Annotated in this window: 16 protein-coding genes; all 16 read right to left on the minus strand. The window is 65.5% G+C overall.

Features of this window, described 5'->3' with window-relative positions; genetic code table 11:
• The 16 genes from LPW11_RS09570 to LPW11_RS09645 all read right to left on the minus strand — a co-directional run bounded on the left by LPW11_RS09570 (position 1) and on the right by LPW11_RS09645 (position 24,536).
• Positions 1-3,351, minus strand: coding sequence for a tetratricopeptide repeat protein (locus LPW11_RS09570; protein WP_230997897.1), 3,351 nt, complete (start codon positions 3,349-3,351; stop codon positions 1-3).
• Positions 3,348-7,991, minus strand: a complete 4,644-nt coding sequence (locus LPW11_RS09575) for a glycosyltransferase (protein WP_230997898.1) — start codon at positions 7,989-7,991, stop codon at positions 3,348-3,350. The genes LPW11_RS09570 and LPW11_RS09575 overlap by 4 nt, the downstream gene beginning before the upstream one ends.
• Positions 7,991-9,808 carry a glycosyltransferase gene (locus tag LPW11_RS09580; RefSeq protein WP_331001611.1) on the minus strand — a complete coding sequence of 606 codons (1,818 nt, stop codon included), beginning with the start codon at positions 9,806-9,808 and terminating at the stop codon, positions 7,991-7,993. The genes LPW11_RS09575 and LPW11_RS09580 overlap by 1 nt, the downstream gene beginning before the upstream one ends.
• Positions 9,809-9,842: 34 nt before the next feature.
• Entirely contained in the window at positions 9,843-10,931 is a 1,089-nt protein-coding gene (locus tag LPW11_RS09585; RefSeq protein ID WP_230997899.1) for an NAD-dependent epimerase/dehydratase family protein, read from the minus strand.
• Complete coding sequence (locus tag LPW11_RS09590; protein WP_230997900.1) at positions 10,931-11,668, minus strand: class I SAM-dependent methyltransferase; 738 nt, start codon at positions 11,666-11,668, stop codon at positions 10,931-10,933. The genes LPW11_RS09585 and LPW11_RS09590 overlap by 1 nt, the downstream gene beginning before the upstream one ends.
• 399 nt (positions 11,669-12,067) lie before the next feature.
• Positions 12,068-13,963: a glycosyltransferase family protein gene (locus LPW11_RS09595; RefSeq protein WP_230997901.1), complete on the minus strand. Its 1,896-nt coding sequence runs from the start codon at positions 13,961-13,963 to the stop codon at positions 12,068-12,070.
• 11 nt (positions 13,964-13,974) lie between these two features.
• Positions 13,975-15,675 carry an asparagine synthase (glutamine-hydrolyzing) gene (asnB, locus tag LPW11_RS09600; RefSeq protein WP_230997902.1) on the minus strand — a complete coding sequence of 567 codons (1,701 nt, stop codon included), beginning with the start codon at positions 15,673-15,675 and terminating at the stop codon, positions 13,975-13,977.
• Positions 15,675-16,778, minus strand: coding sequence for a DegT/DnrJ/EryC1/StrS family aminotransferase (locus LPW11_RS09605; protein WP_230997903.1), 1,104 nt, complete (start codon positions 16,776-16,778; stop codon positions 15,675-15,677). The genes asnB and LPW11_RS09605 overlap by 1 nt, the downstream gene beginning before the upstream one ends.
• Positions 16,775-17,245, minus strand: a complete 471-nt coding sequence (locus LPW11_RS09610) for an acyltransferase (protein ID WP_230997904.1) — start codon at positions 17,243-17,245, stop codon at positions 16,775-16,777. Before LPW11_RS09610 ends, LPW11_RS09605 begins: the two co-directional genes overlap by 4 nt.
• Positions 17,246-17,392: 147 nt before the next feature.
• Positions 17,393-18,460, minus strand: a complete 1,068-nt coding sequence (locus LPW11_RS09615) for a Gfo/Idh/MocA family protein (RefSeq protein ID WP_230997905.1) — start codon at positions 18,458-18,460, stop codon at positions 17,393-17,395.
• 12 nt (positions 18,461-18,472) lie between these two features.
• Positions 18,473-19,531 (minus strand): CDP-glycerol glycerophosphotransferase family protein, encoded by a 1,059-nt coding sequence (locus LPW11_RS09620; protein WP_230997906.1) that lies wholly within the window; start codon positions 19,529-19,531, stop codon positions 18,473-18,475.
• On the minus strand, positions 19,519-20,253 hold the full coding sequence (locus LPW11_RS09625) for a phosphocholine cytidylyltransferase family protein (protein ID WP_269145403.1): 735 nt from the start codon (positions 20,251-20,253) through the stop codon (positions 19,519-19,521). Before LPW11_RS09625 ends, LPW11_RS09620 begins: the two co-directional genes overlap by 13 nt.
• Positions 20,254-20,895, minus strand: a complete 642-nt coding sequence (locus LPW11_RS09630) for a gamma-glutamyl-gamma-aminobutyrate hydrolase family protein (protein ID WP_230997907.1) — start codon at positions 20,893-20,895, stop codon at positions 20,254-20,256.
• A complete protein-coding gene (locus LPW11_RS09635; RefSeq protein ID WP_230997908.1) occupies positions 20,892-23,237 on the minus strand; it encodes a PEP/pyruvate-binding domain-containing protein in 2,346 nt (781 codons plus the stop codon). The genes LPW11_RS09630 and LPW11_RS09635 overlap by 4 nt, the downstream gene beginning before the upstream one ends.
• A gap of 4 nt (positions 23,238-23,241) precedes the next feature.
• The gene (locus LPW11_RS09640; RefSeq protein ID WP_230997909.1) at positions 23,242-24,018 is read right to left on the minus strand and encodes a class I SAM-dependent methyltransferase; all 777 of its coding nucleotides are present in this window, start codon (positions 24,016-24,018) and stop codon (positions 23,242-23,244) included.
• Entirely contained in the window at positions 24,015-24,536 is a 522-nt protein-coding gene (locus LPW11_RS09645) for an adenylyl-sulfate kinase (protein WP_230997910.1), read from the minus strand. Before LPW11_RS09645 ends, LPW11_RS09640 begins: the two co-directional genes overlap by 4 nt.
• Between the last annotated feature and the right edge of the window lie 258 nt (positions 24,537-24,794).

Here is a 24,794-nt window from a genome sequence, read left to right on the forward strand (position 1 = left end):
CTAACTCCCGTACATCGTGAAGGCGCGCAGCCGGTCCAGGCGCGCGCCGAGCAGTGTCGATCTTCCCTGCCAATCCTTGAGCTGCGCGACCGCGCACGACACGTTCGAGAGGCCGTTCCCGATAAAGGCGTCGCAGCGCAGCGCCAGGAGGACGTCCACCAGGACCTCCTTCCCGAGGCGATAGCGGCTCGTTCCGTGCTGGTAGTGCACCCCCTGGCCGTTCGCCGTCCTCACCGCGTCGCCGTGGATGATTCTCTCCCCGTATCTCCCCGAAAAGCGGGCCAATAGGGTGTCGTCGTCCGTAATGAGGAATAGGCGTGCCTCGGGGTGGGAGGCGAGGAAGCGGTCTATGTAGGGGGGGTAGAGCGCGTTCAGCCGCTCCAGATTGGGGTCTTCCCCACCCTTGTCCCCGCCGCGCGCGTGGACCGCCAGCAGGGTGAGCCCCGCCATGCGGCGCCGGTGGAAATCCTCCACCTCCGCGGCGATCTCCGGCCGCACCGTGAGGTAGCGCTGGAAGAGATCGCGGCACAGCGAGTCGGGATCGTTGCCGTAGAGCCGGTGGCCGGGGGGAATCCACGGCACCAGGTCGTTCACCGAGAAGTGGAAGTCGCTTACCACCACCTCCTCGCGCCGGCCGAGGGCGTGCAGCGCGGAGAGGCGCGAGCCCGCCCCGCTCCAGACGTTCACCCCTTCCTGAGCCAGGTTCCCCGCATGCCACTTTCCAGGAAAAAAGGAGCGGGCGCTGCGGGAGAGGTCGTGGAGCGACACCGGGGAGAGCGGTGCAAAAAAGGTTTCGAAGGCGTTTCCTGCCGGGACGTCGCTGAAAAGACTGTTGCCTCCCCAGTGCACGACGGGGGTCCGGCCGGTGATCTCCGCCAGGAGGAGGGCGCCGAGGAGGTGGCTCACGTCGGACCAGAACCCGTACCCCCACGCCTTGATGAGGAGAAAGCCGTTCTGCGCGGAGCGCCCCCCCTTGCAGCGCTCTGCCTCGCGCGCCTTCAGAAGGGCGATGGCGGTGCCGGTGCTGCCATCGCCGAGCTCGACCGCTTTCCCGTAGTGCCTTGCAGCGTACCCGTCTTCACCGAGCTCCCGTGCCACATCCCCGACGGCACGGTGCAGGGGGGCCGACTCCCCGTCCCGTTCCAGGAGGTGGCGGCACAGGAGATCTGCAGAGGTAATAAGGCCGCGCTGGAGAAGTGCCCGTGCGATGCGCAGCAAGGTGTCGGAGGCGATCGTGCAGCGGTTCGGGGGGGTGCGTTCCCCCCCGACCGCAGCGGCGCAACGGTCCAACTCCTCGGCAAGTTCCTCTTCCCTCACTGCGTTGAAAGTCTTTTCCAGCCACGGGAGCGCCCGCGATCCCGTGAGCGGGTCTTCGAGAGCCACCAGGAAGGAGCGCAGCGCCTCGTCGAGCAGGCCTTGCGCGAGATAACCCTCCCCGGCTGTTACAAGATCGCGGGGGGGGAGCGGCGCTGGGGTCGTCTGCATGACCTTCCCCCTCCCGCACCACTCTTCCCAGATCCCGCGGAATGCCTTCTCCACCTTTCGTGCGAAGGTGGGGGCGTCGAGGAGGGGGGAGGCCGCCATCATTTCCCGAAGCGAAGCGCGCAGCTCGCCGAGTTGCTCCAGGTTTCCACCGAGCGAGACCGCGGCGTCTCTGAATTCCTCCGCCGAACCTGCCACCAGAAAGGGGAGCCCGACCGCCGAAAGCAGCGTCGCCCCTACCCGCGAGCGATGCTCACCGCCGCAGAGCGAAACGACCGGCACCCCCATCCAGAGCGCTTCGCACGTCGTGGTGGTGCCGTTGTAGGGGTAGCTGTCGAGGGCGATGTCCACCGTGCGGTAGAGGGCGAGGTGCTCCGCGTAGGTGGGGGTGTTCCCCATGAGGATGAGGCGCGAAGAGGAGATCCCTTCGCAGGCAAAGAGCTCCACCAGCCTCCGCCTCGTCCCGGCGTCGGCGAGGGAATACCCTTTCACGACGATCCGGGAGGTGGGGATGGCGCGCAGCACCGTGCACCAGAGGGCGACCGTCTCCGGTGTGATCTTCGCCGGGTTGTTGAAGGAGCCGAAGGTAACGGTTCCTGTCTTCAGCGCCGGGAGGGGGCCGACCTCCGGGGCGTCGGGCACGGGCTCGAAGCAGGTGAAGGCGCCCGGCAGGCGCAGCAGCCTTTCGGTGTGCAGACGGTCCGTCAGACCGATGGGGTCGCAGATCTCGTCGGTGATGCGGTAGTCGATGGCGGAAAGCCCCGTCGTCTGGGGGTAGCCGATCCAGGTGACCTGCACCGGCGCGGGCTTGCGGCCGAAGAGGGGGAGCCGGTTCCCGGCTGTGTGCCCGGAGAGGTCGACCAGGATGTCGATGCCATCGTCGCGGATCAGCCGCTCCGTTTCGGTGTCGGAAAGGTGCGAGATGTCGCGCCAGTGCTCCGACAGGCGGGAGAGGTATTCGGTGTGCCGGTCGGGGGCGCAGACATTGGCGTAGCAGAAGAGCTGGAAGGCGCTGCGGTCGTGGTTTTTCAGCACAGGTTCGATGAAGCGTGCGACCGCGTGATCCCGGAAGTCGGCCGAGAGGTAGCCGAGGCGGATCTTGCGCTGCGGATCGGGGTCGTTGCTGTGCGGCTGGAAAGGTCGGGTGCAGGCGTCGCCGAAGGCGCGGTGCTCGGCAAGTATCGCCTCCCCGGGGATACCCGCCGGGTAGTTGAGGGCAAAAAGGAGTGAGCTGTGCGCCTTCAGAAACTGCGGGTTGATCCTCAACGCCTCGCGGTACAGCGGGAGGGCATCCTGGGCTCGCCCCTGCGCCTTCAGGGCGTTCGCCAGGCTGTTCAGCGCCTCGGGAAAGGCGGGGTTCAGCCGCAGCGCGCCCTCGGCGGCGGTGATCGCCTCGCTTGTCCTGCCGAAGCGCTCGTAGAGCACCGAGAGGTTGTTGTGCGCCTGGGCGTACCGCGGATCGAGGCGCAGTGCCTCAAGGAAAGCGGCTTCGGCCTCTTCGTTTCTCCCGAGGAGCGACAGGGTGAGCCCCAGGTTGTTGCGGATCCCCGGATTTGCCGGCGAGATCGCGGCGGCGGCCTGCAACTGGGGAAGGGCTTCCTGCACCTTGCCGAGGCGGGCGAGGGTGCAGCCGAGGTTGAAGCGTGCCTCCCCCCAGTCGCGCCGCAGCGAGACCGCCTGCATGAAGTGGGGGAGGGCGGATGCAGGGTCGCCCCCCCGGTCGAGCGCGCACCCCAGGTTGAAATGCGCCTCCGCAAAGAGGGGCTCCCGCTCCAGCGCCGCACGGTAGCGGTCGACGGCTTCTTGAAACTTCCCTTCCCTGAAGAAGGTGTTTCCTTCGGCGAAGAGTGTGGCTGCCGAAAGGGTCACGCGACCCTCGCAACGGCGCAGGCAGCTAGCAGCTCCTGGCTCTCCCGGTCCACCGGGTTGAACTCTAGAGCGTGCCGCAGCAGGATTGTGGCGTAATTCGTCGACCCTCCCTGCATAAGACCCCTTGCCAGGTCGCGCAGGTAATCGCCGCAGTCGTAGCGCATCCGGGAGAGCTTTTGCATGAGCTCCCGCCCCTCGCTCTCCCCCAGGATGAGCTGCGCCGCGGAGGAGAGAGCGAGCGCAGGGGGGTAGTCGGCATGGCTTGCCAGCAGGACTCGAACCCGTGCCAGGGCGTCGCGGGCGCGACCAAGGAAGAGCTCTGCCTTGGCGGCGTTGAAGGCGGCTTCTTTCAGATCTGGAGCGACGCTGAGCGCTTTCTGCGAGTGGCGCAGGGCTATTTCGTAGTCTGCGGTGCAGAGGTGCACGTATCCCAGGTTGAAGAGCGCTTCGCAATTCTCGGGCTCCACGGCGAGCACCCGTTCCCAGAGGCTCACCGCTTCGTCAAAGCGGCCGAGCTCAGTCGCCTGCACGGCGAGCTCTGTCAAGGCTTTGACGTCCCTGCTGTCCCGGGCAAGCTTCAGCATGCCGAGCTCGAAGTACCTTTCCTGCTTCTCCCGGCATTTCTCCGTGTCGAGCTTCCCGTAGTGGTGTACCGGCACGGGGCACGCCGCGATGGCGGCTTCCACCCTCAGGAGCGAATCCTCCACGAGCTCGTGAACCTCCCCCTCGAAGCGGATCCGCGCATCGTTGCGGAAGAGCCTTACCTTCACGCTCGGCGTCCACCCCGAGCCCCCTTCTTCGCCGGGGTACTCGCCGCTGTTTCCCTGCCAGTTCTTGCGGGAGACGCTGTCGGTGTAGTTGCGCGTGGTCATGAGATATGCGTCAGCTTCACCGGAGAGGAGCGTGCGTACCCCCTCCAGGTCGCGCCGCGCGAGCACCTCGTCCCCATCCAGCACGAGGATCCAGTCCCCCGTCGCCTGCGACAGGGAGACGTTTCGCGCATCGGAGAAGCTCCCGGTCCAGGGGTAGGAGTAGACCCGGGCGCCGAAAATGGCGGCAATTTCTGGGGTGCGGTCCGTGGAGCCGGTGTCGACGACCACGATCTCGTCGACGAGACCCTTTACACTGGCGAGGCAGCGCGGCAGGTGCTTCCGCTCGTCCTTTACGATCATGCACAGCGAGAGGAGCGGACGGCCGGGAACCCGGACCGGCTCCAGCGGCCCCACCCCCCGGCGCACCGAGAGGGCGGCAGTGATCATGGCGTCGTCCATCCCGAAGGCGGCCGCGGCACCCTCGATCTCCGCCATGGCGCCTTCCCGATTCCCCGAGGTGAGAAGGAGATCGATCAGGGCGAAGTGCAGGGCGCGGTGCTGCGGGTAGAGCTCCCTCGCCTCGCGGATGCGGATCTCCTCCTCCGCGAGTCTGCCGGCGCGGGAGGCGACGGTGTGGTACAGGGCGAGCGCCTTCAGGTCGTGGGGTGCCAGCACGAAGCCGAGCTCTGCGTGATAGAGCGCCTCGTCTGCTCTCCCCTGCTCCTCCAGGAGACGGGCGAGGGCCGTGTGGGGAGCGCCGAAGCCGGGATCGAGCCTCAGCGCCTCCGCCAGAAGAAGCGCTCCCTTGCCGCTCTCGCCGCGGGCGGCCGCCACCTCCCCTGCAAGGCAGAGGGTCGCGCCCGTTGCGGCAAGGGAGAGGGCGCGCTCCGCGTGAGCCCCTGCTCTCGCGACATCGCCGAGATTCAGGTGGCAACGCCCGGCTATAGCCTCCTGCAGCGCTTCCTCCCCTGCGGGGATCCGCCCGACGACCCCGAGCGCATCCTGATAGCGGCCGCTCTCCATGAGGATCTCGCAGAGGAGAAGGTACGGCGCAGGCAACTCAGGGGAGAACCTGATCCCCTCGTTCAGGAGGATCTCCACCGCATCCTGCACCCGTCCCTGATCGCTCAGCTTTCTTCCCTTCTGGGACGCGTTCCAGGTGGCGAGCTTTTTGGCCACCGGCTCGTCCAGGGAGGGAAGGTGCCACTTCGCGTCAAAGACCGCACGGTTCCGGGTGATCGTTCCCTGGTAGTCGATGCCGTTGGCGATGAAGGAGCGGCTGCCGTAGTGATGGATGAAGACGTCCCCGGCGATGGCGAGGCGGTAGCCGGCAAGGGCGGCTCGCAGGCAGAGGTCGTCGTCCTCGAAGTTGCCGGTGAGAAAGGTGGTGTCGAGTCCGCCGATCTCTGCAACGAGGGAGCGCGGCATGAGGAGGCAGTATCCCACCAGCCGGTCTGTCTCGATGCGCCGGTTGAGATGCGCTTCCCTGAAGGAGGCGGCGTATTTCTCCAGCTCCTCGACGGATTCGTAGCGTGCTGTGTTTACCCGCTGGAGCCCCGCGATCTCGTTCGTCATCGGTCCCACCAGCCCCAGCGCGGGGTCGTGGTCGAAGTGCCGCAGCATCCCGGAAAGCCACTCCGGCGTCACCAGGGTGTCGTTGTTGAGAAGCAGAAGGTATTCCCCGGCAGCCGCCGCCATCCCCACAGTGCACCCTCCGGCGAAGCCGAGGTTCTCGCCGTTTTCAAAGAGCCGGCAGCTGCTTTCTTCCAGGCAGAGCTCCCTCAGCCACTCGACCGTTCCGTCCGTGGAGCCGTTGTCCACCAGGATGATCTCGTGGGACTCCGGGGTGTGGCGCCGGATGCTCTCGATGCACCCCCTGGTGCACTCGATCTCGTTGTAGGTGACGATGATGATGGAAACCTGGGGGCGCCGAAGCGGGACCGCGCGCAGGAGATACTGGTAGTCGAGGCTCTCCTCCTGGAGCGTGCCGGTGTCGACTCCGGCGCCGGCAAGCGCCGCTACTACCGGGGCGGGGATGCCGGGGTCGTCGTTGAAGCGGGTGGTGCCTAGATCGGTCACGGTGAAACCCGCACCTTCGAGGAGGGCGAGCGCGCTTTTCCTGGTGAAGAAGCGCAGGTGACCCCTGTCGAGGATCCCCGCGTCCTGGTAGCTCCAGTCACCCTCCAGAAGCCCCCTTACCACGGACCAGTGCCGCACGTTCGGCACGCTCGCCACGAGCTCTCCGCCGGGAGCGATTTTCCCCTCCAGCGCGGTCAGGATCGTTCCCGGGTCGGCGAGGTGCTCGAGCACATCTGCGCAAACGATGGCGTCGAAGTAGCGCTCCGGGAGTTGTGCGACGACCTCCTCGACCGGTGACGCGAAGACGCGGTCGAGCACGACCGCCGCCTGCGCGGAAGCCTCCGCTGCCGGCTCGATCCCCCAGATCTCCGCATCCTGCCGTTTCTTCAATGCCGCGCCGAGCCCCCCGGCGGCGCACCCCACGTCGAGGACCGTGCGCGCCTTGCGGCTCACCAGCTCCTGGACCTCGGGGCGGGTGCGGGAAAAGTAGCAGATGTCCCCGCTTCCCGCATCTGCTCCGGATGCGCATGGCTCCTCGGCTGCGGCCTCAGATCCCGAGAGTACGGCGAGGTTGCCGAGGGCGAGCGCGCTGTGGGGATCGAGCTCCAGCGCGCGCAGGTAGTGCGCCTGCGCCGCCTCGGGGCGCTCCATGAGCTGGCAGATCATGCCGAGGGTAAGCTGGGTCTCCAGGTCCTCCGGATTCTCCGTTGCGGCGCGGGTGTAGTACTGCAGGGACTGCTGCAGTTCGAGCTTCATGAAGCTCTTCAGCTGCGCGGCGTAGGCCGGGTCGGTAGGGTCCAGGAGGACCGCCTTCTCGAAATGCTTCTTCGCGTGGCCGATCATCCCGCTGCGGTAGTACCTTTCCGCAAGATCCCGGTGGCCTGGGGCCCACGCGTCGTGGCGCTCCACGAAACGCTCCAGCAGGGGGATGATCTCGGCGGTGTCGGCGTCACTCTTACCGGCGGCGACACGCCGGTACTCCTCCAGCGCGGCGGGGGGAAGGGTGACGGGGGGAGGAGCGAGGGGGAGGTACTTCTCGTGGTAGATCCTCTGCACCTCGAGGTACTCAAGGGTCGGCAGGTCCCCCTTGCGGGAGACCGTCTCCGGGCTCAGCCAGTACAGGCCGACGAACTCCGGGACGTGGACAAACGAGTGCCTGAGGGCGGCGCGCAGCCAGAACTCGTAGTCCGCCGCGCTCTTGAAGCGCTCGTCGAAGTAGCCGATCTCGTCGTGCAGCGACCTGCGCCACAGCGGGAAGGGGCCGACGCAGCAGAGCTCCAGAAGCCCCATGCGGTCGAACTCCGGCCAGCGCTTGAAGCCGTGCGGTGCGTGCCCGGCGAAGGTCTCGTTTTCCTTCTCGGTGATGCGCATGTCGCCGTAGGCAAGGACAGACTCCGGCCGCGCCTCGAGGGCGCCCACCAGCGTCTCGAAAGCGTCTACCCGCAGCCGGTCGTCCGTGTTGGCGTTTGCCACGAAGGTGCCGGTGGCCATGCGGATGCCGCGGTTCCATGCCTGGTACACCGTCTCGCGCCGCTCCGTCCGGATATACCGGATGTTGTCGTACCGTTTCTGGAAATCCTCCACCACGGCGCGCTCGTTCTGCGGCGAGGCGCTGTCGATGACGATGATCTCCAGGCGGTCGGAGATCGTCTGCGCTTCCAGGTCCGCGAGCTTTCCGGGGAGGAAACGCTCGGCGTTGTAGGTGGAAACGATGGCGGAGACGAGATACGGTGCGCGGCTTCTCTTCATCAGGCGGCAACCTTCTGCGACACGAGGATCGGGAGGGGAGGGAGCGGGTTGTACTGCGGCCGTTCCGCCGCAAAGATCTCCCGCTCGCGGGCCAGGACGATGTTTGCTTCGGCGGTGTAGCCCGCCTTGTCCTTCGATTTTTGCAGCGGGTGGTCGCGGAACCCCGCCAGCAGCGTGTCCACCGCGTACAGCGGCGCGTGGCGGAAAAAGCGCGCCCACAGCTCCAGGTCGGCGGCGAGCTTCATGTCCGTCCTGATATGTGCGCCGGCGCGCTCCCAGAGGGAGCGCTTCCAGAAGATTCCTTCCTGCTGGATGAAATCCTCGTCGGCGAGGTACCTGGCGCGGGAGTTGAGGGGGAGGTAGGGGAGGACCCCCTTCTGGCGGCCGGCCTGGTCGAAGGAGTTGGGGCGCCCCATGATCCACTCCACCGCCGCGTCCGCGCCGAAGATCTCCGCGGCGGTTTCGAAGGCGCCGGGGTGGAACATGTCGTCCGCGTTCAGCCAGGTCATGATCTCCCCGGTTGTGCGGCGCAGGCCGTCGTCGATGGCGCGGTACTGCCCGCCGTCCGGGCGGCTCTGCCAGTAGGTGAAGTGCCGCTCGTACTTCTTGAGGATCTGCACCGTATTGTCGGTGGAGCCGCCGTCCATGACGATGTACTCGAGGTTCGGGTAGTTCTGGGAGAGTATCGAATCGAGGCACGCCTCCAGGTACTCCCCGTAGTTGTACGACGGGGTGACGAGGGAGATGCGGGGCGCCGCCGTTTTGACCCGGATGGTCGGGAGGAGGGACGCTGCCGCAGGGGTGACCTCGCGGCTCGGCTCGGCGGGGGCGAGCTTTTCACCCCTCTCCAGCGCCTGGGCGTCCCGTACGATGGCGCAGAAGCGGCGCCCGTAGGCCACCACGAGATCCTTCGCCTCCTCCGCGGCTTCCCGCTCGCGCACACGGTCCGGCCCCGGCGCGAGGCGGGGCAGGAGATTCCTCACGGTGGCGGCAAGGGAGTCGGAGCTGTGGCGCTCGAAGTAGACGCCGTGGCGCGGCGCCTGCTCCTGGTGCACCGGGAGGTCGGAGAGGATCATGGTCTTTCCGAGGACGCGGCAATCCTCCACCACGGTGCTCCACCCCTCGAAGAGGGAGGGCTGCACCACGGCGAGCGCCCTGCGCACGAGCTGGATCTGGTCCTGGCGCGGGATGTTGCCGAGGATGTGGACCAGGTGCTCGATCCCCAGTTGGCGCAGCTGGTCCTGCAGAGCTTCGAAATAGCCGGGGGCGCGGTAGTCCACCGTGTAGCCGGTGCAGGCGAGGTGCATGTCGTGCCCCGTGCGGTGCAGCTTCGCGATCGCCTCGAAGAGGACCGGATGGTTCTTGTGGGCCCAGAACTGGTTGCTGCAGATCAGGAAGCGGTCCGGCAGCCCGTAGCGCTCCTGCACCGCGAGGAACTCCGTGCTGTACCACTTCTCCTGCGGGAGTGCGTAAAAGGGGAGGACGCGGGTGAGCGCGGGGGAGCCTGGATAGAAGCGGTTGAAGTCGTCGAGGGCGGAGTTGGAGCTAAAGACGAGGATCTGCGCCTCTTTCCCCATGGCGGCGAAGTTTTTGGTGCGCGACTCCCGCTCCTCCTCGTTGAAGAAGTGGGGGAGATAGTGGTGCTGGAAATCGGGGATCCAGGAGGCGACCCGGGCGGTCGGCCAGCTTCCGTTCATCAGCGGGAAGTAGAAGTCGATGAAGTGCAGGAGCTCTTCATGGGAGGTGGTGTAGTAGAACTCCGGGTGGTCCTTCTGGAAGTCACCGACGAAGATCGTCGCCTTGAAGTGCGGCAGCATCCCCTCGTGCACCTTCAGGTGCGGGAGGCTGAACTCATTCAGTATCAGGTACAGTTCGGGACGTTCCGGCTCCGGCAGGGAGGATAGCGCCTTCACCAGGTGCTCGATGTAGCACACGCCGCCGAGCCATGCCGTCCCCCCGATGATGGGGATTCCCACTCGCAGTCTTTGAGTCATTTGATGCAAACCTCTCTTTTTCCGTCCAGTTGAACCAGTCGACGTAGCGGGCCAGTCCCTCATCGAGACCGACCTGCGGGGCGAAGCCGAGGGCGGCGATCTTGGCGATGGAAGCCTGCCAGTTCAGCGGATCCCCCTGGCGGACCTTTCCGTTGAAAACGATCCTCTTGCGGTTGCCGAAGTGTCCCCCGATGATGGCGGCGAGCTCAGCCATCGTCGTCTGCACCCCCGCTGCCATGTTGTAGATGCCGGAGGCGTCCGCCCTGTGCAGGCACTCCACCCCCCGGGCCACGTCGCTTGCGTGAACGAAGTCGCGGCTCTCCCTTCCGGTACCAAAGAGTTCCACCTCGCTCGTGGAGGGGTCCGAGAACTTGCGGCAGATGTCGTACACGACCTGCTTTTCCAGCCTCTCCCCGTAGGCGGAGAAGATGCGCAGCACCGCCACCTTCAGGCCGTGCAGCGTGGCGTACTCTTTGGCCAGCGTCTCGTTCATGACCTTGTGGTAGCCGTAGGGAGAAACCGGCTTTTGCGGCGCGTGCTCCGGGATCGGCAGGGTATCGGGGTTACCGTACACCGACGCGCTGGAAAGGAGGACGAAGCGGCAGTCGGGGGCGTGGACGCGCACCGATTCGAGGGTGAAGGCGAGTACCTCCACCGTCTTTCGGAAATCGGCGTACGGATCGCGCACCGAATCGACCACCGACGCCGTCCCGGCGCAGTGCACGAGGAGGGTGGGGCGAAACTCCTTGATCAGTGCGTGGAACGTCTCGTCCGGGAGGGTCATGCCGCAGAACTTCCACAGGTTCGGGTATGCAAGGGAGGCCGCCGGCGTCGCGTTGAAGCGTCCGACCGCAGCGACGGCGTGCCCTGCCTCGCCGAAATAGCGGGCGATGTGCGAGCCGAGGAACCCGCCCGCCCCGGTAACGAGGACGCGTTCGACCGTCATCAGCGGGTCCGTATGGCGAAGGCCACGCCGTACCCCGATTCGGTGTACTCGTAGTGGGTGAGGAAGGGAAACTCCGCCATGGCGCGCTGCCAAACCTTCAGGAGGTAGGTATGGGCGGGGTGGCAGATATCGTCGAAGACGAGTACCCCGCCGACGGAGAGGCGCGGGATCACGTTTTTGAGGTCGTCGAAGGCGCCGTCCTCGGTGTGGTCGCCGTCCACCGTGATGAGGTCGAGGCTCAGCAGCGGGTTATTCTGGAAGAAGGCGGGAACCGTCTCGTGGCTGTTGCCGTTCACAAAGTAGAGCTCCCCGGTATGGCCATGCTTTGCCAGCTCGCTCTTCACGAACTCCGGCCCGGGATTCTCCATCCCCGCGTAGTTCTGCTGCCACATATCGAAGGCGACCATGACCGTGGAGGGGGAGCCGTGTGCGACGGCGCACGCCGACCTGCCGCGCCGCACGCCGATCTCCATGTAGGTGCGGGGCTTGATCGTTTTGGCGATGGCGTAGAGGACGTTTACGATGTCGAGGTAATGCCACTCCTTGCCGAAGCGGGCGCGGCTCTCCCGGTAGAAGGCGTCGACGTAGCGGACGTACTCGTCACTGGCGAGCTCCCCGTGAAAGGAGAGGATCTCCCCCCAGGTCTGTTCGCTGGTGGCGATCCTGGCGAGGGTCGTGGGGGTGAGGATTACGGGGCCGTAGTGGTTGGCGCCGTGGTCGAAAATGCTCTGTAACATCCCTGCTCCTTTTGGTTCGGCTGCTTCTTTGGCAAGTGCGTTTGAGTAGGAAAATAAAGTCACAATTCAAGACCTGACCCCGGGGTCAGGTCTTGAATTATAAGGTCGTCGGAGGTCTTGCAGTGGCTGCAACGGGCGTGCCATCTGGTGGCTGCTATAACTGCTTGGTATTGCAGCGGTTCAGAGTCTGCGGTGGCAGTCAAAACTTTGAACGACTTGTGGCGGCTGGGGCCGCCATCGCAGGCAAGATGCCTGCGCTCCAGTGTGAATGGCACCCGCCACAATCCGGCAACATCGTTCCCCGCGGCGGACAAGGCTGAAGCCGCGCTGGAGCACAGGCTTCCAGCCTGTAGCCGCGGCGCGAGCCGCGTAGTCTATGGCGGCTGGGCCGCCACGTACCTAAAGGTTCCCGCGCCCCGTGAGGATCGGGTCGAGCCGGGTGACCAGCGCGTTGCGGCGCAGGATTTCCCGGTATTCTTCGCGAGACGGTATCCCTACCTGACGCCTTTCCTCCACAATCCTCTCGATATCCTCTGCGGTGCGCGTCCTCTCCCACCCTCCCGTGCGCGGGGAGTACATCTTCACGATCTGCGCGGGATTCCCCACCGCGACGGAGAACGGAGGGATGTCCCTTGTCACCACGGCGTTGGCGCCTATGACGCTCCCGCGTCCGACGGTGAGATTCCCGGATATGACCGTGTTGATGCCGAGCCAGCAGTTTTCCTCGACGACAACCCTGCGGTTCAGGGTCGCGCCCTGCTGGATGACCGGCTGCATGATGTCGGTGTAGATATGGTCGGCGTCGGAGATGTACACGCGCGGCGCAAAGACGCAGTAGTCGCCGATCTCCAGCGTCCCTCCGGTGGAGATCATCCCCTGCCGGCCGACGAGGACGCAGCGTCCGATGCGCAGCCGGACGTGCTCGTCCCGCACGCACACATTCAGCCAGCTGCAGTCCCCGATGCAGCTCCCCTCGCCGATGGAGATATTCCTCATGCCGAGCACCTGGACCAGCGTCCCGAACGACACCTCGGGGAACGCCGCCGCAAGATCATCGGTCGGGGGCGCCGGTGCCGCGGGAACTTCAGGGCCCTTTGCCACTGATGAGGTAAGGCGCCTCTGCAGCGCTTCCTCTTTCTGCCTCTGCAGCGCCTCGAAGCGCGCCATGGCGCCCTCTGCCGGTGCGGCTGCCGCAGCAGACGGCGCGGTCACTGAAGCCGGAAGGTACTTCCGGATGATGGCATCGAGCTCCGCCGCGCGCTTCTGCATGGAGTACTCCCGCAGGCAGCGCTCCTGTCCCCTCCTGGCGATCGCCTCCCGCTCTTCAGAATGGGCGAGATAGTGGTGCACCTTCTCGATCAGCTCCCCCGGCGAGGCGTACGTCTCCAGCTCGCGTCCCGGCTCGAAGTAGCGGCTGATGTTGGGGTGGTAGTCGGTGAGGAGGAAGCTCCCGCTCCCGGTCGCTTCGAAGAGGCGCATGTTGCCTGCCTGGTCCTCGCCGATGTCGATCTGCACGTTGAGAGCGATGCGCCCCCGGCGCAGGGTGCGGTACATATCCATCCCCCACACACCGCCATGGTTGCGCATGGCGATCCCTGCTTCCAGCCGGTCCATCGACCCGGGGATGAAGTAGGCGAGGGAAAAGGAGCGGTCGTCGGTAAGAAGCGCCTTGGAGGCGTGGTTCAGCACCTCGCGTCGCGCGCCGTGCTCGCCGGTGACCTGCCCGGTGAAGACGACGTCGTGCCTCTTCTCCTCCGATGCTACGGTCTGCGCGATGTGAGGGGGAAAACCGGGCATGAAGAATTCCCGCCCCCGCGCGCCGTGCTTCACCGCGAGCTCCAGCCCGAACTTGAAGTTGGAAAGGATGAGATCGAAGTCGGACCAGTCGGTTTGCGCAGGGACGCTCGCCGCGCGCCACCCCAGTACGAGCCGCGGACGGTACGAAAGGGCGCGGACAAAGCGGCTGTCGAAGCAGATCGGGTCGGAGATGTAGATGATCTCCGGCCTTAGCATCTCCACCTGCATCAGCAGGACCTGCATGATGTCGCCGCACCCCTGCAGCGGCGCGTTTTCCGCCAGCCAGCGGCGCTGCAGCGGCTCGCAGTTGGCGATCACCAGGTTCGCGTCGTAGCCGAACTCCCCGAGGTAGGGAGCGAAAAGGTGCGAGCCCCCGAAGCCGTCCGCCACCAGAGCCGAGAGCTGCTTCTGGTACGCTTCTCCGGCGAGCCCCGGGCGCTGCGCGTAGAAGTCATCGAGGTAGGAGGAGTAGAAATTGACGATCTGCAGGAATTTCATGACGGTCCCTTTTACAGGTTGCGTGGGTCGGTCTTCTCGACGAAGAGCATCTGCCAGAGGACCAGGTTCATGAGCGTCCACACCCGGAGCGATTCCCCCCAGTCGGCGCGGCTCCAACCCCGGGCGCGGGTCTTCGCCATGATGTGCTCGCGCATGGCCCGCCCCTCCCAGAAGGGGGAGTCGAGCCAGAGCTTGTGGGAGGTGACCTTGTCGATGAGCGGCGCCATCCCGCCGTTGAACCACTCGATCATGGGGGAGTTGAAGCCGATCTTCGACTGTCGCTGGCGCACCCGATCCGGCATGATCCCCTCCAGCGCGTCGCGCAGCACCCTCTTCGTGTACCCTCCCCCCATCTTCGCGGAAGGGGGGAGCGCCAGGGCGTACGTTACCAGGCGCCAGTCCAGAAGGGGCATGCGCACCTCGATGCCGTGCGCCATGGAGCAGCGGTCGTAGTTTCTGAGGATCGCCGGCAGGAGGGTGTAGTGCACGTCGTTGTACAGGTTCTCGTTCACCCGCTCCATCGGCCAGTCGAGGTACCAGGTGTAGCCGCCGAGGAGCTCGTCGCCGCCGTGGCCGTCGAGGGAGACATAGACGCCGTCGCGGCGCAGCTCGCGGTAGATGCACCACACAGGTACGGCGAGCCCGCCGTAGACTTCCTCCATGGCCCACACCGAGTCGACCACGTGGGAAACCGCCTCCTCCGGGTCGAAGACCCAGTAGCGGGGGACGGCGCCGGTGTGGCCGACGACCTCGTCCGCGTACTGCCGCTCGTCGAGCATGGTGCCGGGGAAGGTGGCGATGAAGGAGCGCTGCCAGTCTTCGGGGCATCTCTTGAGGGACGCGGCGTCGTTCCCTTTCAGCCACGCCATGCCGGAGGCGACGGCGCTGGAGTCGATCCCGCCGCTCAGGCAGGTGCCGAGCGGCACGTCGGAGCGCATCCTGATCCGCAGCGCGTCGAAAAAGAGCTCGCGGAATTCCTCCACCTGCTCCCGGTAGGTCGCTGCTACCTGCGGCAGATGCGCGGAAGAGTCCCACCAGCGGCGCATGGTGGCGCTCCCGTCGCCGTTGACGGTGAGGCAGTGGCCCCCCAGAAGGCGCTTCACCCCCGCCATCAGGGTCTCCTCGCGGGTCCCTTCCAGCGCGTAGGAATTGGCGAGGAGATCGGGGACGACGTTGACGTCGAGCTGCGCGGGGAAGCCGGGAAGGGCGCTGAAGGCCTTCATCTCTGAGGCGAAGATGAGGGCGTTGTCGTGCACCGCGTAGTAGAGGGGCTTTACCGAGAAGCGGTCGCGGGCGAGAAAAAGGGTTTTCCTCGCCGATTCCCATACGGCAAAGGCCCACATGCCGTTGAAGCGGGTGAGGCACTCCTCCCCCCAGCGGGCGTAGGCGGCGACGATGACCTCCGTGTCGGTCTCGGTGGCGAAGCGGTATCCCTGCGCCTCCAGCTCGGCGCGGATTTCCAGGAAGTTGTATACCTCGCCGTTGAAGGTGATGAAGAGCTCGCGGCCGTCCGGGGTGCGGTAGCGCATGGGGCAGGCGCCGACCTCGCGCGGGTCGAGGATGGCGAGGCGCCGGTGCCCGAGGGCGAGCTGCGGCTCCAGGTGGATCCCCCGGCCGTCCGGGCCGCGGTGCGCGAGGGCATCGGTGAGGGCGTCGATGTCGCGGCGCTCCACGGTGCCCCGGAAGCTATAGATCCCTGCGATGCCGCACATCAGGCGCCTCCCTGGAGCCGAAGGAGGGTGGAGGCGACGTGGCAGACCTGCTCCTGCGTGAGCTCAGCCGACATCGGCAGCGAGAGGATTCGTCCCGCTGCGGCGCTCGCGGCAGGATACCCCGCCGAGTCGAAGCGGTCGGCATATGCCTGCAGGAGGGGGAGGGGGATGGGGTAGTGGATACCCGTCTCGATCCCCTCCCTGTGCAGCCCTTCCTTCAGCGCTTCCCGGCGCCCGCTCTCTATCACGAAGAGGTGGTAGACGTGGCGCGCCTCAGGCTCTTCCTGGGGGAGGAGGATGTCGGCGCCTGCGAGGAGGGTGCGGTAGGTCTCGGCGTTTGCGCGCCGCAGCTCGGTCCACTTTTCGAGGTGCGTGAGCTTCACGGAGAGGATCGCCGCCTGCATCCCGTCGAGCCGGGAGTTGCGCCCCTCGAAACGGTGGTCGTACTTGGCGATCCTGCCGTGGTTGGCGATCATGCGGCTCGCGGTGGCCAGTTCCTCGTCGTTGGTGACGATGGCGCCGGCGTCGCCGTAGGCGCCGAGGTTCTTCCCGGGGTAGAAGCTGAAGCAGCCGAAGTCGCCGAAGGTGCCGACGCGGCGCCCGCGGTAGAGCGCGCCGTGGGCCTGGGCGCAGTCCTCGATGACGCTCAGGCCGTGCCGCCGGGCAAGCGCCATGACGCCGTCCATATCGCAGGGGCGGCCGTAGAGGTGCACCGGGATGATGGCGAGGGTCTTTTCGGTGACGCGGCGCTCGGCGTCGGCGAGGTCGAGTGTATGTGAACCGGGTAGGGCGTCGCAGAAGACGACGCGGTATCCGGCGCGGGTCACCGCCTCGCTGGTGGCGATAAAGCTGTTGGCCGGCACGATGACCTCGGCGTCGTCGGGAAGCTCGAGGGCTGCCAGCGCGATCTCCAGTGCGTCGGTGCCGTTGCCGACCCCGATGCAGTGGTCGGCCTCGAGGTACCCTGCGAAGGAGTCTTCGAAGGACTTGACGTGCTTGCCGCCGATGTAGGCGGATTCGGCGATGACGGAGCGGATCGCGGCATCTATATCGGCTGCTATGGAGAGGTACTGCCGGTGCAGGTCGAGAAAGGGGACTTTCATGGCGTTATTTCCCTAATGAGGCGGGCCGGGTTTCCCGCGTAGATCCCCGGGGCGTCGATGTCGCGGGTGACTACCGCTCCCGCGCCGATGACGACGTCGTCGGCAATGGATACCGGGAGGACCGTGGCGTTGGTCCCGATGGAGACACGGTTACCGATACGGGTCCCTTTCCAGAGGGTGCGGTCGCCGCGGGCCGGGCCGCCGGTGGCAAAGGTGTCGTTTATGAACATGGCGCCGTGGGAGATGAAGCAATCATCACCGATCTCCACGAGCTCGCAGATGAAGGCGTGCGACTGGACCTTGCAGCGCTGGCCGATGACGACTCCGCGCTGGATTTCCACGAAGGGGCCGATGAAGCTCCCGGCGCCGATGCTGCAGCCGTACAGGTTGACGGGCTGCACGACGGTGACCCCCTCGCCGAACTCTACGTCGACGATGCCTGCGGTTTTTATGATCGGATCAGCCATTGACGCTCCTTGTCTCGAGGGGGGGCGCTGAACCTGCCTCCGCACTTTCTTTTCCGGCGCTGGATGAACCCCATCCCCACCCTGTCCCTCCCCTTGAAAGGGAGGGGACGTGGGGGAGGCGGTTTGGCATGAAGCGAGGTTCTTTCCTTACGCCGCTCTCCCCAGCCTGCACTTCTCCGCGCGGAAGCGGAGAAATACCTCCCGCCCCGTCTCGATAGACTCGTAGATCGCCATGATCAGCTCCAGCGACTTGCGCCCCTCGAGGCCGTCCACCAGCGCGGGGGCCTCCCCCTTGATCGAGCTCACCACGGAGGCGAGATACGGCAGGTGGCCAAAGCCGTACACGTTCGGGGGAGCCTGCCTGCAGTCCAGCACCGCCGCATCCTCCTCGGTAGCGTCGGCAAAGTTCCACACCTTCATCTCGTTCACGGCGAACCCGCCGATCTCCACGGTGCCGCGCTCCCCGAGAAGGGACAAGGACCCCTCCAGGTCCTTCGGGCGGGCGGCGGTCGTCGCCTCCACAATCCCGAGGGCCCCGCTGGTGAAGCGGATGATGGCGACGCCGGTGTCCTCGGTCTCGATATCCACGAGCGCCGTGGTCGACTTCGCGAAGACCGACTCCGGCTCGCCGAGCATCCACTCCAGGAGGTCGATGTGGTGGCTCGCCTGGTTGGTGAAGACCCCGCCGTCCATCTTCCAGGTGCCGCGCCAGGCGTCCTGGTCGTAGTAGGCCTGCGGGCGGCACCAGCGCACCCGCACCGTCCCCATCACGAGCCTTCCGAAGCGCCCCTTCTCCAGCGCCTCCCGCACCTTCAGCACCGGTGCGTTGTAGCGGTTCTGCTTCACCACGAAGAGCTTGATACCGGCGCGGTCGCAGGCGCGGATCATGGCGTCGGCGTCGTGCAGGGTGAGCGCCATCGGCTTCTCCACCACGAGGTGCTTCCCGTACGGGGCGAGCTCGAGGGTGTGGCGGGCGTGGTTGCCGCTCTCGGTCAGGATATTGACGACGTCGAGGCGGTCCCCCATCGTCTGCATCATGACGTGCAGGTCGGTGAACCAGGGGACTCCGTAGCGCTCGCCGTACTCACGCGCCCGGTCGATCTTTATGTCGCACACCGCGGCGAGTTGCGCGCCGGGGAGCTCCCGGGAGAGGATCTCCGCATGTTTTCTGGCGATCCGGCCGCAGCCGAGCAGGGCAAAGTTGAGCTTGGTCATGATTCCTCCACGTCAGCCGTTGCTACGCGCAAACAGCCCTTTCTTGTTTTCGATCTGCCTGATGGCGTTCAGGGTGGACGCCGCCACCGCCGCGGAGCAGCCGTCGTAGGAGGCGAAAAAGATCTTGCGTAGGCTGCCGCGCTTTATCTTCTGCATCTGCCACTCCCTCTCGTCGGAGAGGATCTCACCAATCCGGTCCCGCTCGCCGGGGTCGACGCTGCGCAGGAATCCCCTGATGACGATGTCCTCGGAGTTGCTCCCCCCGATGTTGGGGTCGCTTTCCGCGCCGGGTACGTTCAGGAGGAGCAGGTTCTTGTCCAGGTACAGTGCGGAGAAGATGATCCCGCCGTAGTCGGCAAGGATGTAGTCGGCGGCCTGGTACAGCTCCGTGTTGTCCACCATGTAGTCGATGAGGTGGGTGAGCCCGGCGCCCCGGAGGGACGCCGCGATCCCGCTCCCTTCTTCCAGGTCGAGCGGGTGGGGCTTCAGGACTATGTTGAAGCGGTCCGTAAGCGCGCTCATGGCTGAGAGGTAGATCGGGACGGAGGAGAGCTTCCCCCGCGTGGGGAGCCACACGATCGTCTTCTTCCCGGGGTTGCAGCCGAACTTTCGCTGCAGCGGCTCCCTCTCCGGTTTTTCCTGAAAGTAGGCGTCGTAGCGGGGGTATCCCATCTGGAGCTTCACCCCGCCGGTGAAGTCGAGCCGCTCCGCCTGGTAGGGGCCGAAGCAGAGGATGTAGTCGTACAGCGCGTTCCAGTCGGCGTAGTTCCACTTCGCGTCGCCAAGGCCGTACATGAACCTGATGTTGCACTCGCCGATCCGCTTGATGAGGCTCGTGCCGCCGTTCATGTCCATATAGTGGTTGGAGACGAGGTAACGGTACTTGTAGGCGCCGTGCACCGAGGAGAGGGGGACCGTGTTGATCCCGGAGAGCTTCCCCATGAACTCGGCGTCGCCGAGGAGGTGGTCGAAGAGGACCACGTCGAGCTCGTTGGGGTTCAGCATCCGGAACACGTTGGCGTAGTGGTGGTACATCTCCTTCGTGTGGATGATGAACGCTATCTTGTCCACGCGTACCCGCCCATCTCGTTGAAGACGTCGATGTCGGAGGCGCCGTCGAACTCGAACCAGCCGCCATCGACCGGGACGGCGTGCACCGGCGTGTGCGCCATGACGGTGCGCAGCATGGTGGTCATGTCGAGGCGATCGACCCTCTCCTCATGGAGCTGCTGCAGGGTCTGCACGACCCGGCGCCACCCCTGCGGCGAGAAGTACAGAAGCCCCATGTACTGCCCCTCTATCTCGGCGACGGTGCGCGCCTTCTGGCCGATCTCCGCGAGCGTGCCGTTGGCGTTCAGGCGGAAGGTCTCCGCGTCGTCGATGGGGTCTGCGAAGCGCTTCTGCCAGAGCTCCAGCCACTGCGTGTCGTAGGTGATCCTGATGTCGCCGCGGCCCCCCATGAGGCGCTGCACCGTCTCCGCGGGGTAGATGATGTCGGCGTAGCTCACCACGCAGTCGTCGGCGGAGAGGAGCTCGGAGGCGGCAAGGAGGGAGGAGACCATGTTGGTGCTCTCCCAGCGGGGATTCTCCAGGTAGGTCGGCTCGGAGTAGGGGATGGCGTCGCCCAGGTAACCCCTCACGATGTAGATCTCGTTGATCCCGGCGCCTTTCAGGGCAGCCATCTGCCATTGCAGCAGGGTCTTTCCCGCGACCTCCACCATTCCCTTGGGGCGGTCGTTGGTGAGCTCCCGCATTCTGCTGCCCCTTCCGGCAGCGAGGATGATTCCCTTCATTTACACTCCTTCCAGCCTGAGGGCTGCGGTGAGTAGGGCGAGTTCGGCGGGTTGGGCCGCCCCCTCCCTTTCGCTGTGCCACATCTGTCCAAAAACCGGCAGCTCGCGGTGCTGAACCGCCTCCACTACCCCGTCCTCGCTCCTTGCCACCACAAGGAGCGGCTCCGGCACGTCGGTAAGCGCGTACGAGTGGTACGAGTTGACCGGGCCGAGCTCTCGCAGGAGACCCCCGTAGCGCGACTCTTCATCCACCGTGAGGCCGTGGCGGGCGCCGCCGGTATGGCCTGCCACCCGCTGGAGCGAGGCTCCGAAGTAGTCCCCGATGAGCTGCATGCCGCGGCAGATCCCCACGACGGGGACGCCGCGCTCGATGGCGCAGGCGAGGAGCCTCTTCTCGAAATCGTCCCTGCGGGCGGAGAGGGGCGACCCGGAGCAGCAGGAGAGGTCGTTTCCTCCGGTAAGCACCACGCCGTCTATGCCGATCTTCTCGAAGTAGGGGAGGAAGTCGTACCCGGTGGGAAGTATTACCGGCAGGACTCCGAGCTCGTGGCAGAGCGGCCCCCAGCGCAGGTCGAGGGCGTCGCGCGTCTCAGGATATTCCGCTACCTCCACCAGCCGCTGGGTCAGGGCGATCTTTTTCATGCGATGAGCCTCACCTGTCTTCCGGCGCAGTCGATCTCCAGCGTCCCGGCGCGGGACCAGTCGGTGAAATTCTTTTCTCCGGCGCCGATCACAGCGGGGATGCCGAGCTCGGCGCAGCGGATGGCCATGTGGGAGTTCGCCCCCCCGAACTGTGTCACCAGCCCGGCGATCTTTCTGGAGAAGAGGAAGTCGTAGCCGGGGTCCGCAGAGCGGATGAAGACGACCTTGCCGGAGATCTCCGCGCCGTTTATCTCCGACTCGCGGGCCGACTCGGCGATGACCCTGCCGAGGGTGATGTAGTTCGGCGTCTCCGCCTCCACGTGGAAGCCGTAGACGTCCGATGCCTTCCTGATCACCGCGGGGAGCTTGATGGCCCGGGTGTAGCCGTAGAGCTTGCGGTTCACCGCGATGTCGGCGAGGAGTATCTCCTTCAGGTCCCTGTGGTCGAGCGCTGAGTAAAGGGAGAGGACCGTCCTGACGTCGAGGTACGAGAGGTCGTCGCGGCTCACGCCGTAGCTCGTACCAAGCTCGCCGATGAGGCCGAGGATGTCGTTGAGGGTACGGGTAAAGGTGAGCTTCGCGTACTCCCTCCCCTCGATCGCCTGCACCATAAAGGAGAGGAGTCCGTCGGCGTCGGCGCGGATCCCGTTTTCCCTCAGGAGCTGGGAGATCTGCCCCTTCTGCTCCTCCGTGAAGCTGTAGGCACCGTGGGGGCAGCCGGACTCGCTCATCCTGGAGAAATACTGGTCGAAGTTTTCGCGGTAGCTCGGGGAGAGGATGTCGTACGTCCCCGGGCGCAGGTGGCCGAACTCCCGGAAAAACTCCTCCCTGGTGAGGGTCCCGGCGGAGAGGCGGCAAAGGGCGGTCTGCAGCTGCTTGGAGACGGTATTGAGGGAGGCGAGGAAGCTTCCCCGCTCTTCCTTCGTCATGACCCCGGCCTCCACGAAGGAGCCGAGGAACTGGACCGCTATAAAGGCTGCCCGGGCGACGCCGGCAAAGGGGAGGGTGCCGTATCTCTTGCAGTACTCCACCAGCCAGTAGATCTTCTCGATGGGGGTGAGGTCCGAGGTGTGGATCGCGGCGTGGTGCTTCTTCAGCTCCTCGATCTTCGCGAGGTCCGCCTTGTACAGCCCCTGGCTCGCGTCGAGGACGCCGTTGGTGAGATCGAGGAGGGCGAACTCGATGCGGCGGATCTCGTTGCGGTTGAAGCCGTGGCTCTCCAGCTCCTGGAGTTTTTCCGGAAGGTTCAGGTAGTAGCAGGAGTGCACGATCTCGAACTCCACCTTGTCGTGCAACTCGGGGCAGAGGTCGAGCTTGTTCAGGTAGTAGTCCGCGAGCTTGCGGGCGATCTGCTCGTCCAGCTCCTTGGGGATGAAGGAGTTGAAGTCGACCCTGACGTCGATGTACGGCATCCCCAGGAAGGAGACGAGGAGCGGGTGGCTGCGCAGGTTGCGGTAGCCGTAGTTGTCCCGCTGGTAGGCCCAGACGCTGTCGGTGACGAGCTCCTTGTAGAGGGAGAGCGCGAGCTGCCGGGGGCGCAGCCCGATGATCTCCGCCGGATTCCAGTCGGGCATGACTCCGAAGATCGTCTTCTCTCCGAGCAGGTTCGGGTGGGGGGCGGAGAGCTTCTCGATCTTGCGGTGCATCTTGTTGAGGGAGTCCTTGAGATCGAGGGCCGAGAGGTCGTCCTTGCCGTGCCGGGTGATGGGGCGCACCTGCAGGATGTACAGCTCGCCTGCGCTGATGGCGAATTCGATGTCGAGCGCCGTGTTGCCGCACAGCGCCTCGATCTCCGAGCAGGCAAGGGTCACCGCGCGCAGCGCCGGGTCCTCCGGCGGGAGCGGTGCCCCCTTGAAGTGGATGTAGCTCCTGCACGTCGTGTCGCCGCCGGTGACGGAGTCGGTCCTGCCGCTCTCGTCGTAGTTGATGGCGTAGTAGGGAGCGAGGGTGTCCACGTCGGCGGTGAAGACCACCCCCGACATGGAAACCTGGCGCAGCATCGGCTGCACGAAGAGCTCCTCGCTTTCGGAGCACTCGCCGTACGACTCGATGACCGCATGCAGCGCCCGGGCGATGGCGTCGCCGTCGTCACGGGGGACGTCGAGGACGGAGCGGAAGTGACCGGCGTTGGAGGTGGCGAGGTTATCCTCGGCGCTCGCCGAGGAGCGCACCACGAGGTGCGACTCCGCCATCTGCCGCTGGATGCGCTCCACCGCGGCGGAAAGGTCGTTTCTGACCTCCGCCACCGTAAGGCGCAATACCGGCAGGGCCCGCCAGCTGCGGACCAGGAGGGCCAGGTCTTCGAGGGTCTTTCCCTTCGTGCTCAGAGACAGCGCCGCCATCTTCTTACCCCACCCGCTGCGCGGTCCAAGCCCTGGTGGTGTAGCGGATGGTGAACTCGGCCGGGAGCTCCTTGCGCATCGCTTCGGTGATCTTCCCGAAAAGCGCGGCGCCCTCCTCGGTAGCGAAGTCCCAGTACTTGTTCTTCACGCTTCTCCAGGCGCTGATGTACTGGTCGATGGTGCGCGGGACCACGAAGTCCGACTCGAGGTAGAGTATCTCGCCGAAGAGGTGCTCGTGCTCCTCCAGTACCGGGCGCTGGTCCTCGCGGCGCACGCCGCGGTCGTAGTCGGGGACGAAGCTCACGATGATGTTTTCCGCCTGCTCCTGGATCGGGTCGTGCAGGTTCCTGTGGTTCCACATGCAGGAGAAGTAGCCGCCGGGCTTGAGGATGCGGTGCGCCTCCTTGAGCGCCAGGGTGCGGTCCATGACGTTGAAGCTGCTGCCGAAGGTGACCCAGTTGGCGGTGGCGTCGGCGATCCCCGTCTCGGTGCCGTTCGCCTTCACCCACTTCACCTGGCTCGACTCCGCGGTGCGCTCGATCCCGAAGCCGCGCATCTGGTCGTTCGGCTCCACTGCGACCACGGAAACGCCGCGCTCCAGGAGCATGATCGTGAGGTTCCCGGTGCCGGCTCCGAGGTCCGCCACGACAAAGTCGGCGGAGCCGGTGCTGCCGACGTACTGGGCCAGCAGGTCGATCGCTCTCGGGTTGTAGTTGGGGCGGTATTCGTAGTACTTCGCGTGGAGGGAGTAGTCCCAGTGCTTTTCGACGAGATCTTTCATGGTTGCCTTTCCTTTAGGTTTAATATGGCCTCTATTTTCCGGGCGAGATTGTCGCGGAGGGTGTTGTCGATGACGAGATCGCAGTTGGCGGGCCTGTCGTATGGCAGGTCGATGCCGATGATGTCCTTCAGCTCTCCCCGCAGCGCCCTCGAGTAGATCCCCTTCTGGTCCCTTCTGACCAACTCGTCGAAGTCGCAGTCGACGAAGATCTCCAGGTACTTCCCGATGTTCGCGCGGTTGAACTCGTGCACCTCCCTGAAGAGGGAGATGGTGGAGCAGACGACGTCGATCCCCTGCTCCGTCAGCATCTTGCAGAGGTTCGCGTAGCTGTGGGCGAGCTTTTTCCTGTCCTCCACCGTGTGCCCGTGCAGGTCGCCAAAGACGGTGCGCAGCACGTCGCCGTCGAGGAAGACCACATGCTGCCTCGTGGTTTTCAACTCCTGGTACAGCGCTTTGCCGATGGTGGTTTTCCCGGCTCCGGAGAGGCCGGTGATCCAGTAGAGGGTTCCGCTCTGCATGCTGCCTTTCTTCCTTTGCCGGTTAAAAGGGAATCAGGGGGTGGGGCCGCGCCCGCATTTTCCTGAAGCTCCATCATTGTTCGGTGCGCGTCCACGGAGGTGGGAGGTTTTGACACTGCGACCTGTAGGGAGCTGCGAATGCCGGGGAGGCTGCAAGGGGTGTGCCGCATCTGAAAGTGCTGGCGTGACGGTAGTTTAGGGCGGGATGGTGCGGCTGGTGTCAAAAGTTTGAAGGGGTGCGGGGGAAAGGCAAAGAGC

The organism is Geomonas sp. RF6 (assembly GCF_021044625.1).
Lineage (GTDB): Bacteria > Desulfobacterota > Desulfuromonadia > Geobacterales > Geobacteraceae > RF6.

Bases quoted from the DNA above. Each gene is read 5' to 3' on its own strand.
- LPW11_RS09630 (WP_230997907.1), bottom strand. From the start codon at position 20,895: ATGAAAAAGATCGCCCTGACCCAGCGGCTGGTGGAGGTAGCGGAATAT.
- LPW11_RS09575 (WP_230997898.1), bottom strand. From the start codon at position 7,991: ATGAAGAGAAGCCGCGCACCGTATCTCGTCTCCGCCATCGTTTCCACC.
- LPW11_RS09625 (WP_269145403.1), bottom strand. From the start codon at position 20,253: ATGAAGGGAATCATCCTCGCTGCCGGAAGGGGCAGCAGAATGCGGGAG.
- LPW11_RS09595 (WP_230997901.1), bottom strand. From the start codon at position 13,963: ATGAAATTCCTGCAGATCGTCAATTTCTACTCCTCCTACCTCGATGAC.
- LPW11_RS09590 (WP_230997900.1), bottom strand. From the start codon at position 11,668: ATGTTACAGAGCATTTTCGACCACGGCGCCAACCACTACGGCCCCGTA.
- LPW11_RS09635 (WP_230997908.1), bottom strand. From the start codon at position 23,237: ATGGCGGCGCTGTCTCTGAGCACGAAGGGAAAGACCCTCGAAGACCTG.
- LPW11_RS09580 (WP_331001611.1), bottom strand. From the start codon at position 9,808: ATGCTGCCGCACTTCAAGGCGACGATCTTCGTCGGTGACTTCCAGAAG.
- LPW11_RS09605 (WP_230997903.1), bottom strand. From the start codon at position 16,778: ATGAAAGTCCCCTTTCTCGACCTGCACCGGCAGTACCTCTCCATAGCA.
- LPW11_RS09610 (WP_230997904.1), bottom strand. From the start codon at position 17,245: ATGGCTGATCCGATCATAAAAACCGCAGGCATCGTCGACGTAGAGTTC.
- LPW11_RS09640 (WP_230997909.1), bottom strand. From the start codon at position 24,018: ATGAAAGATCTCGTCGAAAAGCACTGGGACTACTCCCTCCACGCGAAG.
- LPW11_RS09615 (WP_230997905.1), bottom strand. From the start codon at position 18,460: ATGACCAAGCTCAACTTTGCCCTGCTCGGCTGCGGCCGGATCGCCAGA.
- LPW11_RS09585 (WP_230997899.1), bottom strand. From the start codon at position 10,931: ATGACGGTCGAACGCGTCCTCGTTACCGGGGCGGGCGGGTTCCTCGGC.
- LPW11_RS09645 (WP_230997910.1), bottom strand. From the start codon at position 24,536: ATGCAGAGCGGAACCCTCTACTGGATCACCGGCCTCTCCGGAGCCGGG.
- asnB (WP_230997902.1), bottom strand. From the start codon at position 15,675: ATGTGCGGCATCGCAGGGATCTATAGCTTCCGGGGCACCGTGGAGCGC.